General features: G+C 35.8%; 9 protein-coding genes. 6 read left to right on the top strand and 3 right to left on the bottom strand.

Annotated elements, in window-relative coordinates; translation table 11 throughout:
* Window positions 1–14 precede the first annotated feature (14 nt).
* The 6 genes from HGP29_RS20450 to HGP29_RS20425 all read left to right on the top strand — a co-directional run bounded on the left by HGP29_RS20450 (window position 15) and on the right by HGP29_RS20425 (window position 18,205).
* Window positions 15–6,944, top strand: a complete 6,930-nt coding sequence (locus HGP29_RS20450) for a PKD domain-containing protein (RefSeq protein WP_168884297.1) — start codon at window positions 15–17, stop codon at window positions 6,942–6,944.
* A 191-nt stretch (window positions 6,945–7,135) separates the two neighbouring features.
* On the top strand, window positions 7,136–8,194 hold the full coding sequence (locus tag HGP29_RS20445) for a PorP/SprF family type IX secretion system membrane protein (RefSeq protein ID WP_168884296.1): 1,059 nt from the start codon (window positions 7,136–7,138) through the stop codon (window positions 8,192–8,194).
* 11 nt (window positions 8,195–8,205) lie between these two features.
* The gene (locus HGP29_RS20440) at window positions 8,206–14,658 is read left to right on the top strand and encodes a PKD domain-containing protein (protein ID WP_168884295.1); all 6,453 of its coding nucleotides are present in this window, start codon (window positions 8,206–8,208) and stop codon (window positions 14,656–14,658) included.
* A gap of 118 nt (window positions 14,659–14,776) precedes the next feature.
* The gene (locus HGP29_RS20435; RefSeq protein WP_211093353.1) at window positions 14,777–15,994 is read left to right on the top strand and encodes a M20 family metallo-hydrolase; all 1,218 of its coding nucleotides are present in this window, start codon (window positions 14,777–14,779) and stop codon (window positions 15,992–15,994) included.
* A gap of 118 nt (window positions 15,995–16,112) precedes the next feature.
* Window positions 16,113–17,513 (top strand): YfcC family protein, encoded by a 1,401-nt coding sequence (locus HGP29_RS20430; RefSeq protein ID WP_168884293.1) that lies wholly within the window; start codon window positions 16,113–16,115, stop codon window positions 17,511–17,513.
* A gap of 32 nt (window positions 17,514–17,545) precedes the next feature.
* On the top strand, window positions 17,546–18,205 hold the full coding sequence (locus HGP29_RS20425; RefSeq protein ID WP_168884292.1) for a cysteine hydrolase family protein: 660 nt from the start codon (window positions 17,546–17,548) through the stop codon (window positions 18,203–18,205).
* A gap of 29 nt (window positions 18,206–18,234) precedes the next feature.
* Here the strand turns inward: HGP29_RS20425 and HGP29_RS20420 are convergent, their stop codons facing one another.
* The 3 genes from HGP29_RS20420 to HGP29_RS20410 all read right to left on the bottom strand — a co-directional run bounded on the left by HGP29_RS20420 (window position 18,235) and on the right by HGP29_RS20410 (window position 20,447).
* Window positions 18,235–19,122, bottom strand: coding sequence for a DUF3307 domain-containing protein (locus HGP29_RS20420; protein ID WP_168884291.1), 888 nt, complete (start codon window positions 19,120–19,122; stop codon window positions 18,235–18,237).
* A gap of 10 nt (window positions 19,123–19,132) precedes the next feature.
* Window positions 19,133–19,762 carry an AsnC family protein gene (locus HGP29_RS20415; RefSeq protein WP_168884290.1) on the bottom strand — a complete coding sequence of 210 codons (630 nt, stop codon included), beginning with the start codon at window positions 19,760–19,762 and terminating at the stop codon, window positions 19,133–19,135.
* Between the two features lie 91 nt (window positions 19,763–19,853).
* Window positions 19,854–20,447 (bottom strand): hypothetical protein, encoded by a 594-nt coding sequence (locus HGP29_RS20410; protein ID WP_168884289.1) that lies wholly within the window; start codon window positions 20,445–20,447, stop codon window positions 19,854–19,856.
* Window positions 20,448–20,504: the final 57 nt, after the last annotated feature.

Here is a 20,504-nt window from a genome sequence, read left to right as displayed (position 1 = left end):
AAACGACATACAAAATGAAACTGAGGATTTACGATATATTACTTTTATTTTTACTTACTTTATTTTTTGTTCCTGATATATATGCACAGCAGCTCATGGTGGGTAACCAAAATGCTGGCAATCCTTTTCCAAGTGACCTTGGTGGATGTAATAACTTCAATTCAAAATTCTATATTGATGAACAAGGTAATGGTAGTATCACCAATTTAAGATGGGATTTTGGTGATGGTAGTCCCATTATTTATGGCAATACAAACCCTACAAAGATATTTTTCAATACTTCTGACAATACCATTGTATATACCATTACGGCAACATTCGATCAAGGTGGTGGAGAGAAAGTATTAACAGGAGATGTGACGATCTTCCCTGCTCCAGAAGTAGAATTTGAAGCAAGTGTTTACCAAGGATGTACTGGAACACAGGTCGCATTTACTAAAACATCAACTATCAATGTTAATGGACTTCAGTTTCTTATCAATGGTCAAACATTAACAGAAGGTGTCTATTCTAACCCATTACCTGCTAACCCCGGAGGATATGTCGCTTACCTGGTTGGTACTACGGACAATGGTTGTTATATCAATAGTGAAATTCACACAAAAATTGTCATTACTGATATTGTAGAGCTTCAATTAAACCCTGAAGAGGTTGTTAGTTGTTTAAATACTCATACTGAAAACTTTTCCGTCTCTGCTATTCTTGCTGATGGATCAAATACTCCCGTGACACTACCTGATGATGAGTATATTTGGGACTTTGGTGATGGTAGTACAGCTACTGGTCAAAATGTGTCTCATACTTTTGACATTGCCAATGGCGATAACTATACCGTAACAGTTTCTGCTGATAATGGCGGTTGTCCTGTAAGTGAAACTATTCCAGTTTCTATTGGAGTTGGTACAGATATGTTTACTGTGACCGAACCTTCATCGTTTTGTGCTTTTTATCCCGTTACTTTTACTCCTACTCTTCCAAGTAATTTAGACGGTGATAATATTACTTGGGATTTTGGTGATGGCAGTTCAACACAAACTACACAACTTCCAAACAGTGTAAGTCACAACTTTACCAATTCTACAAATGCTAATATTCAATATACAATCACAAGTACATTGGATAATGGATGTGCTTACAGTGAGGTGATTACTGTACCTCCTATGACGTTAAGCGGAATTTCAATTACCGCAGATCAAACAGAGTTTTGTACTGATAATAATTTCACCGTTAATTTAGGAATAGATAACCTAAATAATGTGACCAACTTTTTTTGGCGATTAAAGGGTACTAATGATCAGGATGAAGTGAATAACACCACTCCTTCCTATACATTTTCTAGTTATGGAACTTATACTATCGAATTAGTTGCCAACGACTTTGGTGAGTGTGTGATAGACGAAATAGTTATTACATCAACTCCCATTGTTGTGTCAATTGACGGTATTATTGATGATTGTGAATTTCATAGTTTAGATTTAGATTATTCTTTAACTCAAAATGGCAGTCCTATTACTGATACATCGGTATCAAGGACTTGGACCATAAATGGTAGAAATACAGGGTTTAACGACAATAGCTCAAACACTACCTTTAATTTAAGTAATCTAGCAGCAGATGAATACGACATCACTATTGATCTAGATTTTGGTAATGGATGTACTTCTACTGTCACTGAAGTATTAAGAGTTGGGGAGAAAATCAACCTAGCTTTCTCTATTGAAATTGATGGAAATGATGGATTGATAGAACCAAATGTGTGTAATGGAACAGTAGTCGACTTTAATAACACAACTGTTAGTTCGATTCCTGATAATGATATTCAATACTTTTGGGATTATAACGTAGCGGATGTCAATAACCCTAATTGGACTCCAGCTAACAATGTTGGTGGTGATGGGCAATTTACCTATGACGATTTAGATGATGGAGAGTATATCGTTGGATTTTGGGCTAGACAAGATGGTTGTGAAACCGATCCAGTGTTCCAAAAGATCAATGTTATTATCCCAAGAGCTAATTTTGACCTCCTCATCACAGATGTCTGCGATCCTAATTCTATTACAATCCAAAATTTATCATCGGGCGCATCTACAGGAGGTGAATATGTCTGGGATTTTGAAGTAAATGGTAGAACTGAACAGATTCGTACCACTGATGAAAACCATGATATCATTAATGATCAACTATATAAAGATTTAAACGTCACTTATGGTGAGACGCTGAATGTGACATTAACTGTGTACAATACTGGTTCTCAACCTACAATTCAACCTCCAACTTATTGTGAGGATGAATTTTCTAGTAGTGTTACAGTAGCTTTAAAACCAGACCCACTGGCCATTACTTGGGGAGAATCAAGTACTAACTATAATATGCCAAGTGATGTTTGTACAAGCACCCCTATCTACTTTAATCCAGGTGTTTCTGATGCAGGAACCTATGAGTGGACTTTTACAAATACAAATACAGGATCCATAGTAAATATTACAAGTAGACGCCCAAATTATACATTTACTGAAGAAGGCACATGGGAATTTGAAGTAGATGTAAACTATGATAATGGTTGTTCTGATCAATTAAAGAGCGGTACGATCAATGTATACGAAATGACACTCTCAATTAGTGATAGTGAAAATAATATATGTTTGGGTGAACCAGTAACCTATTCAGTAGATGCTGGTAGTATTTTAAATGCTCCAAATATTACTTGGGAATGGTGGGTCGACAACCGAGATGGATCTACAGCTATTATGGAATCTTCAGGATCAACTAATGTTATTGATGATTTTACATACACTTATACCTATGTAAATAATCCACAAAGGAGGTCTAAAAGAGTTTACCTAAGAGTTTATTCGGATGCTTGTCCTTTAGAAGTTTTTGAAAATACTAGAGTGACGCAACCTCAACTTGATTTTTCAGGTGATGTCGATGATTATATAAACTTCGTATATAAGTGTGATTACATTGAAACATATGTTGATCCAAAAATTACTGATGAAACCGTCTACAATATTCAAAATGGTTCAACATTGTGGAATATTACAGCTCCTGACGGAAGCACAACGACAGTAACACCTGATGCACAAAGCAGTAATATCTATCAGTTTAATTCTTTCACTGAGGGGCAATACACCATAGAGTTAACGATTACAGACCAAAACGGATGCTCAGTCACTGATGAAATCACTTTTGATGTCCCTGAATTACCTATTGGAGAAGCTAGGTTTACACCAAGTGAGTTATCACTTGACTGTCCATCATCAATTACATTTACTGATTTGGCAGATAACACCGATGGAAATTCCATTACTCGAACAGATGCGGATGGTAATATTGTCCCTATCACTAAATGGACATGGGCCATTGAAAAAGGCGGCAGTACAGTATTCATGTTAGAAGAAACCTCAGGATCAATTAGTTATTTCTTTGAACCTGGTGATTATATAATAAAATTAACAACAGAAGATGCTGAAGGATGTACTTTCACTGCAGATGACTTTGTTTTAGAAGTTGGCGGAGTTAGTGGCTCATTTTACATCTATAAAAAAGCAGGTTATGCTCCTCTAACTACTTCTATGGAAGCTATTCCTGGATATGTTTCTGATGATGTAATTAGTATCGAATACATCTGGGATTCAGATTATGGTGATGGTGGAGACAATCAAATTCAGGAGTTTACTTATGCTTTAAATCAAGATGTTAGTTATACTCCTAAGTTGATTTTCCAATCTCAAATTCAAGCGCCTAATGGCACTATATCCAGCTGTGATTATGGTGCTGTATCAGATGAATTTATTTCAGTTTTCCGTATTCCAGAGGTTGTATTGGGTGATATTCATTTATGTACATCGGCAGGAGATACAACTGTAGAAGGTTATGATAAAACTTTTGAAGTAGCCAATGTAGACATCCCTGGGAAATTTAGTTATAAAGGAGAAACTAAATACCAATGGTTTGTAGATGGCAACCTTATTCCTGAAGCTGATGGAGGTATGGATTCTGTTGTAACATTCACCTATGGAAATACCGGTGGATATTTTGAAGTTGATCCTGACGATGAGGATGGCCGCGATTATACATTAAAAATTTGGGTAGATGCTGAGTATGTAGACTATGTTAATCCTGCATATAATCATACTGATACAGAAACTGCATCTTCAGAAAGGACATTTAATGTGAAGTATGATCCCACCTTAACTCCAGAATTAGAAGAAATTACCTCTATCTGTTTATACGATTCTGCAACATTCGATGCCAGTGCGTCTGGTTTTACACCATTCAGTAGAGGAACGATCACAAACTATACATTTGAAATTTCTGATGGTTCAAATATCATTGAGACAATAGCTCAAGAAGATAGTGTATTAAAATATAAGTTTACAACCGAAGGAACTTATGATATCACTATGACCATCACTTCTGATAATCTCTGTAACGAGGCATCAATTACAAAACAAGTTGTGGTTGAACCAATTCCAACGGTTGATTTCTCATCAACTACTGTTTGTCTTGGTGAACCTACCACATTCGATAACCTATCTTCATTTAATGGAACATTACTATCAACAGATTCTACAACAATACAAGAAGTTCGTTGGTATTTTGATCATTTAAATGCTCCTACTGTTGTACATTCAAATACCATTTCACCAGAGTATATTTTCCCTTCAGAAGGAACTTACGAAGTGAAATTGGAAGTATATACTGTTTTTGGATGTGTAGAAGAAATAATAAAGGAAGTCACTATCAACCCACTTCCATCAATAACACCTGATGAAGACACCTACATTTGTTTTGGTGAGTCTATCACTCTATCAGTTATTGGAGGCACAACATACGAATGGAGTACAAGTGAAACGACACCTAGTATTACAGTCACTCCTACCGCAGATTCTACTACATATTATGTTAAAGCATGGAATGAATTTGGTTGCTTAACAGAAGACAGTGTGAAGATTTATATGATTCCAACTTTCAGAGAATCACTTACTGAATTTAGAGCCTGTGAAGGGGAAACGATTGAGCTAGACGGTAGTATTAATGAATTTGAAGGGACAGTAGAAAATTTTGATTGGTCTAATGGTGAAACTACCTCTAGTATAACAGTTACTGAAACTGGTGATTACACAATAACAAACAGAGTACTCAGACCTGATGGTCAGTATTGTACTTTAGTAAAAACATTTAGAGCAGTATTTAATGAATTGCCTCAAGAATTTGATCAAGATACTTTAGTACATTGCTTTAATACTGGAGACATTACTATTCAAGCACCAGAACAACCAGGTTATACTTACTTATGGGATCAAGGAGAAACTACTTCGTCAGTAACAAGGAGTCAAATTGGCGTTTACTCTGTAACTATTATCGATACCTCAGATACAACCAATTGTGAAACTTATACTTCTGTTGAGGTGATTGATCCAATCACTGATGCCAATTTTACAGCGACTAGTGTTTGTGTTGGTTTCCCAACAACATTAACGGCTGACTATATTAATACAGATGATATTACAGTTGAATATGCTTGGAATTTATCTGGATTTGATACCACCACAACTACTCCAATACTAGAATATACTTTCCCTACACACGGTATTCAAGCGGTTTCATTGGTAGTTACTCCAGTTGGAGGTTGTTCTTCAGAAGAGATCATAAACAATGTTACGGTTTTTGAACTTCCCGAACCCTCTTTTAGTGTTGAAGATATCTGTGTATTTAATGAAGCAGAATTTATCAACCTTTCAACGCTTGAAGGGAGAAATCTTCGATCAGGTGATTTTGGTATAGCTAAAGTAGAATGGGACTTCAATTATGATGGTGTATCGGACAACTTTACCTCAGAAGAATTTTCACCAAGAAACTTATATAATGAAGTCGGAACATTTAATGTCTTACTACAAATAACAACTACTAATGGGTGTATAAAACGCTTCGAAAGAGAATTAAATGTACATCCTGAACCAACGATTACCATTACTGAAGACTTCTATATCTGTGAAGGTGAAACAGCAGATTTAACAGCAGAAGGTGGAGTCGTTTATTTATGGAGTAATAACCAAACAAGTGGAAATATTACTGTTCAACCTACAGAAGATCAAACGTATTCAGTTATGGTTACCAATGAATTTGGATGTGTTAGCTATGACTCTGTTACTGTATTTGTTATTCCAAAAATCGAAACAGAACAAGTAGTTTATGAAGTCTGTGAGACTGAAGAAGTAACATTAGATGCAAATATTGGAAACTACTCTGGAACTACTCAAGGTTTTGTTTGGTCAACAGGAGAAACTTCTTCTACAATTACCGTTAGTGAACCAGGGGAATATTCTGTTGTCAATACAGTATTACATGAAAGTGGAAAGGAATGTACATTTTCTCAAACATTCGAAGTGATACACCGTCCACTACCTCCTGAATTCGCTGTAACAGATACAGTCATTTGTTTTGAAACGGCGATAGAAATAGAACTTCAAGCACCGCAAGACAATGGCTTTTTATATTATTGGGAAGATACAGGAGAAACTACTTCATCCGTAAAAAGAGACGAAGAAGGTGAATATACTGTCAGAATTATAGATGCAAATTACGATACTGAATGTGAAACAATAACAAGTATTCAGGTCACTGATATTTGTCCACCAAAAATGCATACCCCAACAGCAATGACTCCAAACCAAGATGGTTTAAATGACGAGTTTCTGATTAGATCTAAATATGCATTAAACATCGACTTAACCATCTATAATAGATGGGGTGAAATCATCTTCAACCGAAGATATGCTGACTCCGATCAGGCTAGGACTGAAGGTCAAGGTTGGGACGCTAAGTGGAGAGGTAAATTAGTACCTGGTTCAGTGTATACGGTTATCATTGAGTACGATAGTGAGCTTGATGGCTCCCATCATAGAGAATCGTCTCATGTTACCGTTATTCGATGATTGTAATGCTCTGTAATGGGTAATTACAAAGGATGTAACTATTTGTAACGCACTTTGACTACAGAAAAAGCCTTTTTGGTAAAACGATTATTTATATTTACCGTACGATTTATATAAATAAATGTACCGAAAAGGCTTATTTTTTTTGACTGATTAGTACTCTATTCTCATTTCATTGCTTTATATACTACATGAGAAACTACTTTATTCTATTTACTTTCACGATACTATCTTTCTATAATGTATCATCGTACGCACAAGATGCACAACTATCACAATATTATGCATCGCCTCTATACCTGAACCCCGCTTTAGTTGGAACAAGTGGAGATGGAAGAGCTGTGTTAAATTATAGAAACCAATGGGTAGGTTTACCTTCCAACTACATGACAGTGATTGGTGCATTTGACACTCCTATTCCTAAGAAGAATATTTCACTGGGGTTTCAAGTACATGAAGATATAATTGGAACAGGAACTGGGGCACATTACGATAGAACTATTGTTAACGCTACAGGTGGATATAAACTAAAAATAGATAAAAAATACACACTTTCGTTTGGCTTACAAATTGGGTTTGAGCAATCATCCCTTGGATTCTACAACTTGATATTTGGTGATCAGATTGATGATGATGGAATCACAAATAATGCTACAAGAGAGAGTGTTGGCAATACTTCTCTGATTTATGCAGATATATCTTCAGGGTTACTTTTTTATGGAAAAGATTTTTGGATTGGTACTTCATTTTATCATATCAACCAACCTTCTATTACAAGGTATGAAACCGGAAATGATCAATTGCCGTTGCGTTTCTCAATAAATGCTGGGTATCGCATTCCTTTAACTTATAGATGGCATAATTCTGTACCTGATTACGATGATAAAACCATTTCTTTTATGATGCATTATCAAGCACAAGGAAGAAGTGACCAATTAAGTACAGGAGTAAACTTTAATTACAAGCCTCTAATTCTAGGTTTATGGTATAGAGGCTTAATTGTAAAAGAAAATGACCACCCTAATCAGTTCAATCATGATGCTATTGTGATTATGTCTGGTGTTCAGGTGAAACGAATAACTTTCGGTTACAGTTATGACCATCCTATTGGAGGGTTAGCTGTCTCTGAGGGAACAAGTCATGAAATATCATTGCGCTACGACTTTGACTTTTATAAAAACTACAGAAAGAAAAATAAAAAAGGGAAATCAGGTCTTCCATCAGATGAATGTCCGATTCCTAATTTTTAGATGAAATAAATATGCGAAATATCTATTGCTTACTTTTTATCGTACTAACACTAACGGTATTCCATACTTCAGAAGCTCAAGTTCTTAAAGCTAGAAACTTAAGTGTTATTGGAGATGATAATGAATTTAATATTACTGAAGGAGACATTGTGCAAGGTTGTGAAACTTTAAGTTTACAATTTTTTATCGATGGACTAGATCCTACAAAAACTTATACTTATTCTTGGGATTTAGGTAAAAATACATCTTTGTATACTATACCTACTCCAGCAGAGCAGTATCAGCAAAGTGGGGATTATTCAATCTCTGTAACAATTTCAGATGGAGAAAACTCTACTCAATTAGATGGAGTACTTCATGTTGCAGGTATTCCAGATGTCACCTTCACGATTACCAATATTTCTGGGGAGGACCCACAACAAGGGTGTTCTTTAGATGAATATCAATTTTCAGTTGATGATCCATCCGGATTGGCAAGTTATAAATTTAGTGTGGGACAATATCTGATTGATGAAGCACCTTACCAAAAAGAATTGCTAGCCGGTATTTATAATGTTACATTAATTGGTATTACAAATGAAGGATGTCAGGTATATACGTCACAATCCCTTACTGTTCATGATGATATTGAAACGACAATCACTTCTTCACCTTATGTTTGTGAAAATACTGCCGTTATTTCTGCCAATTCAATCGCACAAACACTAAAAAGAACAGCCCCAGATGTAGTTTACTTGTGGAATTTTGGTGATGGCACCCAAGCTACAGGAAACAATATCACACATACATTTAACAAGGAAGGACAATTTATTTATGATGTATCTTTAGTCGCATATAGTGGTTCTTGTACTCCAGTATTAACGACACAACGCTTTTACACTGCAGTTGAGGATAGTTTAATACAAAAACATATTCCTTCAAATTCATGTGAGAGTTATCAAGTGATGTATACTCATAATACTTCTATTTACCCTTCTGATTTAGAGATTGTCTATGATTTTGGAGATGGAAGTGAACCTGTCACTCATTTCGCAAGAGATACAGTATATCATACTTATACTAATATTACTTCGGCAGATATTGACATGTATCCAAAAGCCTATGCTGGCGGATGTGTAATTACAGATACTGTGACTGTTCCTACTTTTAAAGATGCCCTTGAAATTGCTTTTACAACAGATCAAGAGGTTTATTGTGGTGAAGATTTTAGTGTAAACGTCGAAATAGAAAATCGTAGACCATTAGCTAAATACGAGAGCTATTATTGGAAAACCTATCATTATGTTGATGGTGAAGTAAGTACCGTTTCAACTTACGATGGGATCGATGAAACCATAATTTTAAGTGGTTATGGTGATCATACTATTCAACTTATTGGAGTGAAAAATGGTGGAGAATGTACTCTTGATCAGAAGAAAGTTTCGTCTAAAGAAATAAGTATCAAACTAAAAGGAAAAATAAAAGGCTGTGCTCCTATTTCATCTGACCTCAGTTTCACATTATTCGAAGATACTTTAGAGTATGAAAAAGAACCTGAGAGTATTGTATGGACCATTAGAGACCTAAAGACAAATGAATTGTATGAAAGTAGTGTCACCAATTCAATTTCTTACACCGACCTGCCAATGGGACTTTACGTCTCGAAGATTGTTGTTAAGCTAGAAGAAGGTTGCCGTTATACTTTTTTTGAAGTGCTTCAATCTGGTGGAGAAGTGTACCCGAAATTTCATATTCCGGATACTACAATTTGTAATGGCACCTCCTTCTATTTCGAAAACTTAACGACTGATGCTGAAGATGGTGTCAACCTCAATGAAACCATTTATGAATGGAACTTCGATTTAAATAGAGGTGGAAAATGGGAAGTAACTGAAGAAAGAGATGGTTCGATTACACATGAATTTATTGGTGTTGAAGAAGGTACTGTAACTGTTGGTCTAAGAGCAAAACATTATGGCTGTACGTCGGAGGTATTTACTCAAGAGATTAACATCTTAACACCAAACCCTGATTACTCTGTAGTTAAAACACTTTGTAATGCATCCAATTTTTATATTCAGAATACCTCAACAGGACATGATGGACCATTTGACTGGACATTTAGGGTCGGTTCAAGTAAACATAATAAAGCTGATCAACATCTTACATTAACAACAACAACCGTAAGTGAATCTCCAAATGATCATCCAGACTATAATCTTATTGTGCAGGATGGTGATACAGTATATACTGAATTATACCTTGACGATCCTACTTCTTTATTAGAGAATAGCTTAGAATATTGTGAGGTAATTCGTTATGACACCACCATTTTCTCATCCGCTCCGATCGTTTCTGAAATGATTTGGGGGCTTGATGAAACAGACGATAGATCACCTAGTACTATCTGTTTAGGTCAAACTTTCAACTTCCGAACAGACTATGAGCATTTTGATACCCATCCAGTAACCTTTCTATGGATCATCAATAATGATAGTATATATGATCAGCAATTCGATTATTCTTTTAACCGATTAGGTTCTTATGATTTGCGTTTAGAAATGTACGACCGTAGAAGCCGTTGTGAGGTTGAGTTTGATACTATTATTGATGTAAAAGGTTTTCAGATGACTTCTACAGCTGACTCTGTATGTGCTGGTTCTACGATTAACTACTCGATGTATGATCTTAGAATTGAAGATGATGAATTACAATCTTGGGTCTGGTCTATTGATGGTGTTCCTATCGTAAGTGGTACAACAGCTCCGATACAAGACTCTTTTGACTATACTTTTACAGATACAAAAGCCAACCAACATGAAGCTTATGAAGTTTCATTAGAAGTCTTTATTGATGGATGTAGTGTAAAACAAACTATACCTACATATATTACGGGGCCTAAAGATTACCTCTCTTCTGCAACTGCGAGTTATTATTATCAGTGTGATTATGTAGAGGTTACTATCGACCCAAAAATCACATATGAGAACTTTTTCACTTCTTATGAAGAAGAAGGCATCTTTATTTGGGATATTACCAACCTTACTACTGGCGAAACAGAAACCATTTCTCCATCTAATACTGTAAGAGGCATACATAATGATTCTATCTTTATTTTCTCACAAATTGAGACTGGGCAATACCAAGTAACATTAACAGCTGAAGACATTATTGGCTGTACATCAACAAGCTCATTTAATATTGATGTCCCTGCAGTTTTAACAGCTGAAGCTGGCTTTACTCCAGAATACACCTCTGTCTCTTGTCCTCAGTTTATTCAGATTCAGGATCTTGCTGATGGTACTACAGGAAATTCAAGACCTAGATACGATGATATCAATAACGCACAAATTGATATTGTTACTTGGCACTGGAATATTGAAAGAGAGGATGGAAAAGAAACATATTTCCCTACTTCTGAAGGAGCCTTTATCAATTATTTTGAACCAGGAATTCATAAGGTAAGCTTAATTACAGAAGATGAACGAGGTTGTTACTTCTATTCTGATACAATAGATGTAGAAGTTGGTGGTGTAAGAGGTATCACTGATATCGTTCAAAAAATCGGGTACGCTCCTTTCACTGCAGAAATGAATGGTATTATCGAATATACAGCTACAGATGTTGTTGATATTTCACAATTCTGGACCAGTGGACATGGTTATACTGCCACAGATAATCCACAATCTTTTACTTATGAAAATGAGACCAATGAGGATAAAAGCTATTTACCAGAATTAACCTTCGTATTTAAAATTGGTTCTGGTCAACAATGTTCTTATGCATCGCAAAATGATGATACCGTAACGGTACTTCGATTACCTCAACGTACTGTATCTGATATTTTCAGGTGTGCTTATTTGGGAGACACCACATTAGCAGTTTACGACTCTACTTTTACTCCTGCTAATAAAGTAACCGATTCCTATAGTTACATAGGTGAAATGACGTATCAATGGTATGTTGATGGAGAAAAAATAAGTGCTGATCTAGGTGGAGCTGATTCTGTCGTTACATTTACACAATCTGATGAAACTTCACCATTTTATGTTGATCCAAATGGGTCATCTAAAACCTTTATTGTAGAATCTTGGGTAGACGCTCTTTATACTGATTTTGAAGATGATAGTCGTACTCATTGGGACTATAAACAGGGATATCAAAAAGACGAATTTACTGTGCAGTTTGAACCAACTGTAATTCTAGATTTATCACTCGACACACTCAGTTGTACTAATAAATCGATGGTTTTTGAAGCTTTCGAGACTTCAAATTATCAAGGAGAAATCAACAGTTATTTATGGTCATTCTCCAACGGGTTGGATACCACAACCACATCCAATGAGCTAGATATTAGTTTTGTAGATGAAGGTGATTATTCTGTAACTGTTGCTGCTATCACTAACCTATCATGTGAAACGAGTAGTGCTACGGCTTCATTCAGTTTACTTGAAAGCCCTATTTTGGCCTTTTCTGTCCTTCCTACCTGTGAAGGATTGCCTTTAAACATCGAACAACTTTCGACCTACAATACAGACCTTTTAACTGTAGACTCTTCTTTGGTAAGTTCAGTCCTCTGGAGTATAGAAGAAACAGGAAGTCAGTACTCACAGCTCACACCGGATATCTATCTTGAAAATTCTGGAGATTATACCTTCCAATTGGAAATTGCTATGGAAAATGGGTGCTCGTTCTCTTACTCTGAACTTGTTACCATAGAAATCAACACATTACCTACTGATTATTCTTTCGATACATTACATTGTTTTGAAGCATTAGGAGACCTTACTATAGAATTACCCAATAACAGCAATTATGATTATTCATGGGAAGGGTCATCCAATACAACCCCTATCCATACTGTTTCTGAAGCCGGCACCTATTATTGTACAATTGTAGATAATAGTAAATCAACCGCCTGCGAAAGAGTAGTTGAAGTGGAAGTAATAGAACCAAGAATTACCCCTGTGCTTCAATGGGAAAATGTCTGTTTAGGAGAAAGTATGACAATAGACGCCTCTTCCTCATTTAGTAATGTCGATGAAGATACGCTTACATATCAGTATTTCTGGAATATTAATGCATCATTTGACACCGTGACAACCTCTCCAAGTCTATCGTATACTTTTACGACAGAAGGAACGCAAAATATTTCATTGGCATTATTGCCATCACAAGGGTGTTTATCACAAACGATATCACAAGATGTAGAAATTCATTATTTACCAGAAGTTGCCTTTGAAATAGATACGGTTTGTCAAAATGAGCCTGCCTATTTTATTAATTATTCAAGACACCTTGATCAACTGATCAACCGCTCCAGTGATCAAATCGCAAGCGTACAATGGGATTTTGAATACAATGGCACTACTCCAAATTATACTTCCACTGATATTAATCCAACACATCAGTACGATACACACGGTGATCATAACATTCTTCTTTCAGTAACTACAATCTATGGATGTACAGTTAGTTCGGAGGGGCAAATTCATATTCGTGAGATACCAGAAGTCGATTTAATAGAAGATCAAGTCATTTGTTATGGAGAAGTTGTAACACTTACTGTTAATGGAGGTATATCCCAACTCTGGAGTACCAACAGTAATGAAAAACAAATTACTGTAGCTCCAGAAGAAGATACCTTCTATACCGTTACGGTTGACAATGAATTGGGTTGTTCGGTAACAGATACAGTTTGGGTATATGTGATTCCTACTTTTGAAGATACCGCAACTGTATATGAAGTATGTGAAGGAATTGAAATCGAACTATCTGCCAATGTTTCAGAGTACGAAAACATTACGCAAGCCTATTCATGGAGTTCAGGTTCTACCAATCAAACAATTTTGGTGGATCAACCTGGAAATTATACAGTAACCAATACGATCGTTCATGACAGCGGAAAAGAATGTATCATCACAAAAACATACGAAGTTATCTATAGAGATCTTCCTCCTTCATTTGCTAGTATTGATACCGTTGCTTGCTTTGATGATGGTTTCAAGATTGAATTACAAGCTCCACAAGGCGATGGATATGTATATTACTGGCATGATACAGGAGAAACTACGTCATCTGTACTAAGAAGTGAACAGGATACTTATGCGGTGACTATCACTGACACCTCATACCCTACAGCATGTGAGACTTATACAGAAATATTTGTCGATGAGATATGCGGTGACGATTTCTTCAATCCAACTGCTTTTACTCCTAATGGTGATGGATTAAACGATGAATACCATGTCCACTCGAAACATGCTGTTGATATTCAAGTGAGTATCTACAATCGTTGGGGTGAAATCATCTTTGCCAAAAACTATGAGAATTCTGATGCTGCCAAAGAAGAAGGTGAAGGTTGGAACGGCACATACAAAGGTAAAACGGTACCAAGTGGTGTTTACACTGCCGTAGTTAGTTATACATCAGAACTGAACGGCACACAACACCGAACAAGCAACCAAATTACTATTTTACGTTAATTTTTTAAGAAGTCGTATCAACATTTGTGATATTTTGAAACGAATTGTTGATACGACTCGTTACTTCTATACTTTGTTAAACCTACCCATAAGACATTCAATGTCAATTAAATTACTTATGCAACTAGGAAAAGAAACATACCAAGTATTAGAAGAATTATCTAAATATTCGAAAGAAGGTCCCGGTGTAACTCGATTATATCTGACTGAAGAACATAAAGCTGCTTATTCGTACCTTGAAAAGTTAATGACTGATATCGGATTAACGGTTGAAGTGGACAATATCGGTAATATGATAGGTACATATACCTCTCCTGAGAAAACAAATAAAACAATTGTTTTAGGATCTCACCAAGATACGGTTAGAAATGGAGGTAAATATGATGGAGCAATGGGTGTCATTCTTCCATTGATCGCACTAAAACACTGTATTCAGAATAATATTCCCCTTAAATATAATGTCAAGATCGCTTCTTTTGGTGATGAAGAAGGCGTCCGTTTTGCAACTACATATTTAGGATCTAAAGTACTTGCTGGAACTTTTACAAGTGATTTACTTGACAGAAAAAGTGAATATGGAAATACTCTTAAAGAGGAACTTATTTCTTTTGGTCTTGACCCTAATAAGATTCCTGAAGATAAATTAACAGATGATATTGTTGGTTATCTCGAAGTACACATCGAACAAGGGCCTGTTTTACAACATAAAAATTTAGCCGTAGGAGTAGTGAATGCTATACAAGGTTCACACAGATACACTATCAATATAAATGGTATGGCTGGTCATGCAGGAACAATACCGATGCCTCTACGTAAAGATGCAGGTGTTGGTGCCTCTGAAAGCATGGTCGAGTTAACAAGATACCTTGAAACTATTGAGAATATTGTAGCAACATTTGGGATCGTTGAGTTTCTACCTGGGTCCATTAATGTTATTCCTGGTGAAGCCAATTTCACTATGGATATTCGCTCCCTAGATGAAAAGTTGATCAAAGATACTGTCACAAAATTTGATCAAATCTTGAGAGATGTCTGCAACAAAAGAGGGTTAACATACACCTTGACAAATACCAATGAAGCTCCTCCTACAACATGTAGTGATACTATCATAAAGCAACTAGAAACAAGTGTTGCTAATGTAGGGAGCGATGTTTTTACTTTTCCAAGTGGAGCAGGGCATGATGCCCAAGAAATGAAAAACATCACTGATATGGGGATGCTTTTTGTACGATGTAAAGATGGTATTAGTCACAACCCACTAGAATCTGTTACAGAAAATGATCTTGATATTGCAGCAAAAGTTGTCGTTGACTTCTTAAAGAACTATCAAGTATAATATTATAACAAAACACTTTAATAACCTTTTCCCGTCACATAATAGTGATTCAAATACGTAAGTATATCACCCAATACACTTATAACTAAGCTATTCTATGTGAAATAATTAATAACCTATGACACAAAATAAGATATCATGGATAGATAAGATCCCTCACCCATTAGCTATTCTCTTTTTTATGCTAATTGGTGCTTCTGTCCTTACCTATATAATACCTGCAGGAGAGTTTGATAGAGAACTTGTTGATGGCGTTGCGAGAGTAGTCAATGGCACATTCCACTCTGTAGATCAGACACCTGTAAACCTATTTGACACCGTTATTGCCATTGGTATTGGTTTTCAAGAAATCGCAGATATTGTCTTTATCGTTTTTGCCAGTGCAGCAATGTTTGGTATTTTCGAAAAGAACGGCATGCTCGAAGACGTTGTGGGTTCATTTGTAAAAAGTTTAGGACTAAAAAGAAAATATCTTATAGTAGGGATGATGACCTACATGTATGGTTTACTAGGTATCTTCGTAGGTTATGAAAATAACATCGCATTAGCACCAATAGCGGTGATCGTTAGCTTAGCTATCGGTGGAGATGTTCTGCTAGGTGCAGGTATGGCTGTTGGCGGTATTTCTGTTGGTTTTGGTTTGGCCCCTTTTAACCCCTATACGGTAGGTGTAGGACATCAAATTGCCGAAATGCCGTTATTCTCAGGTTGGCAATTTAGAAGTGTATTGGTCTTCGCCTTGCTTACGGTATTGGTGTATTATAACATCAGTTATTTCAAAAAGATATTAGCCAATCCAGAAAAGAGCTTATCTAAAGGCATTGATACACACGGTTTAGAGTTATCAAAACCTCTAGAAGAATATAAAACTTCTGCAAGAGATAAAACCGTCCTTGGTATATTCCTTTTAGGGCTATTAGTTATGCTTTATGGGGTCTTTAACTTGGGATGGTACATCAATGAGATTTCTGCCATTTTTATCATAATTGGTATTGTCAGTGGACTAATATCTAGAATGAGCATTGAAGAAATTAGTCAGGTGATGTCTAAATCATTTGAAACTTGTGCTTTGGCTGCAATACTTATTGGTGCTGCCCAAGGGCTAAAAGTTGTGATGGATGCTGGTCATATCAGTGATACCATTGCCCACAGTTTTATTGGCTTATTAGAATCTTTGCCTAAAACAGCCTCTGCAGTGGTTATGACAATGACTCAATCTATAACCAATATCTTTATTCCAGGTGGTAGTGGTCAAGCATTAGTAACTCTACCAATTATGATCCCTGTTGGCGACACAGTTGGAATTACTCGTCAGTGTACAATATTAGCCTTCCAAATTGGTGACGGAATCACAAATATCTTTACTCCAACTCTAGGTGGTCTAATCGCCATGTTAGGGTTATGTAGAGTTCCTTATGGAAGCTGGATCAAATATATATTCAAGTTTACAGCAATGGCTTATGTCGTTTGTTGGATCGCCATGGCTATAGCAGTAGCTATTAATTATGGTCCTATGTAATCATTTAGAAATGAAATTTTGAGATTAAGAAAATGGAAAATCCAATTGAAGATATGTATGAAGGACAAAGTGTTCCTGAACTAAAAAGAAAAAAGGTAGGTTTAATTTCTATAGATATTCAATATCACGATGCTGCAATCGGTTATGGCTTCTTTAAGGATGCAAAAAGAGAAGACCATAGTTACTATTTTGATCGTTTAGATGATGTTGTTTTTCCTACCGTCAACAAATTACAAGAACTCTTTAGAAGCGAAGGTTTAGAGGTGATCCATGTAAGAATTGAAGCACTAACAGCTGATGGTCGCGACAGAAGCTTAGAACACAAACGTATTGGTTGTCATGTTCCTAAGGGATCAAAAGCTGCTGAAATTATGCCTCAGGTGGCTCCAAAAGATGATGAAATCGTATTAAGCAAAACGGCCTCAGGTGTTTTTAATAGTACAAACTTAGAATATGTACTCAGAAACTTGGGGATCGATCAATTAGTAACGGTTGGTGTGCTTACTAACGAATGTATTGAAACTGCCGTTCGAGATGGTGCCGATAAAGGGTTTACAATGTATATAGTTGATGAGGGAACTGCTGCTTTAACTCCAGAGTTACATGAAAGTTCTATGAAAGTACTCAATGGAGTCTATGGTTACAGAGTTTCCGCCGAACAAATCATCGATATGGTCAAGAATTCAAAATAAGAAGAAGCTACCTTAAGGGTAGCTTTTTTTTAAAACAAGCTTTTGGCTTCTTCACTCGTTAGGCACATCAAACCAGCAAAAATGGCTAAACCAAAACTAATCAGCGTACCTATTAAAATATACTCCGTCATCTGACGGTCTTTTCCTCCTTTCAAGTCGCCAAAACGGAAAACAGATTTTGCTGTTAAGAGAAATCCTATTGACTTAAGGTCTCCGTTTAATACAAAAGTTAGGATCAATATTCTTTCTAAAATACCAATCCATTGTCCTGCATCTTGTAAGGATGCATAAGTAGACCGATCATTCTGAAATTTTGTATTCTTCTGAAACTTAAATTTCTTTTCCAAACGTTTTGGATCGTTACGGTTGAGATCAATTTCAACTTCCATAAGGTTATCATAAGCATCTTGAATAATCTGAGAACTCTCAGGCGTCCAACGTTTCAATAAAACTTTCATGATAATCCCTGCCGGAGTTGTCACAAATAAGTAAGCGACAATAATCTTCCAGGGTATTTCTACATTATAAATCTTAGCGAATAGAAAATTCCAATCGAAGTTAATCGAAAATAATGCTAGAATACCGATATGGATGAGTTGATCTGATGTAAATAATAATACCCCTTTACCTGGAAACTTCTTTGAAAAGTATGTCTTTGCGATATCTACTAACCCATGCAAAGAGGTTAAACTTAGTGTGGCCACCCCTGTCTGAGATAACCCAGAAGCTTCCCAATGCCCAATAAGATGATAATGAAACGCAAATACTACGAAATAACACAAGCCATGTATCACAATATGTTTCCAAAAAGCCGAGGAGAAATAATATTCAGCCTTCTCCACAGCCATTTTCTCTGATTGTAATAAAAAGTCTGCTGTTAAGTGTGCGAACAAAAGTTGGAAAAAGAGTGTATTCATATTAGTTCTGTTAGCTTGTCAGTAGGAGTATTTTCTGTGAAAACCAATTCAAGTAATTGATTAGTCCTTCCATATTATCTTTTTGGATTCTTTTGTGAATGGCAGGCTGTGATACTCCTACTAATTCTGCTAAATCCTTCTGCTTGGTAACACCTAAAAGATAATGTTTTCCTACCGTAAAGCTACTGAATGACCAATTGGAAATCAAATGTTCTATTAGTTGAACACTCTCTTGGAACCCCATAAGATCATAATCCCATGCGGTTGCGATCATAAGTTTTCGATTATTGGCCTGAAGTTTATCAAATGTTCTTCCAGAAAGTTTGTATGCATGTCCATCAGAACTCATTACGTTATCACCTTCATAACCTTCTTTACCAATGCCAATACTTATTCTTACATCTATTTTTAAATCGTATAGTTCTTTCTTTGCATTAATAAATACGCGTAATAAAATGGCTAAGAAAAGGCTTCTACTAGGGTCTGATAATTCTATCTGAAAACTATCTCCTCTAAAAATATCCCATCTTGTATCTTCGAAAAATGGTAAATCCATCACTTCCTCTATGCATGATGACCATAACGCATTATTTTGAGTTTTTGTCGAAGAAACGATATCAGCGGTAAGTATTGCAATCATAATATCAATTTTCAACAAAAATATAACCCATTTATTTATAATCAAAATATATAACCACATGAGTTATAATTAAATTAAATAACCTATTTGGTTATAAACCTAAATCTACTTTTCTGTCCTTGATAAGTTGTGCGACATCAAGCTTCGAATTCATCTCAATAGATTGATCTACGATCAAAAGTTGATATGTTTTTCCCTTCTCCTTGAATAAAATTTCTTGACCAATTTTTAAGTCTACACCACTATTAGAAAAAGGAGATAAATTAGGATTCATCACACCTGGTATAATCAGAGGGATGGATTTAGCGGTATTATTTCTTAAGGTAAATGTAACAAAAGGTTCTTTCATCGCTACAGCTTCTCTTGTCGTTTCTTCAGTAGAAAGAACAATTTTTATAGGTTGGTTAGACGTGTTTTTTAATGTGAGCATTCCTTCTTTTTCAACCAGCACTATTTCTTTAGCATGATGATTCAAGCCAAATCCTCTAATATTTTCTCCAGAAAATTTATTGATTACTTGAACTCCTACTTCTTGGTTACTCTTATTGTTGATTTCACATGCGTAGATATCAAGATTTGATAGATCATAGTTTAAAGTTTGTTGGGCAGGGATAACCACTACAGATTTAGATGTAGAACATGATATCAAAACAATAAATAGCAGAAAGATGGATAGCGTTTTCATAGTTACAGATTTTTGGTGATTATATTGTTTAACCTGTAACCCAGAAAATTGTTTACA

It is taken from the genome of Flammeovirga agarivorans (genome assembly GCF_012641475.1).
Lineage (GTDB): Bacteria > Bacteroidota > Bacteroidia > Cytophagales > Flammeovirgaceae > Flammeovirga > Flammeovirga agarivorans.
Note: the sequence above shows the minus strand (reverse complement) of the source record. Positions and strands in the feature narration are given on the sequence as shown.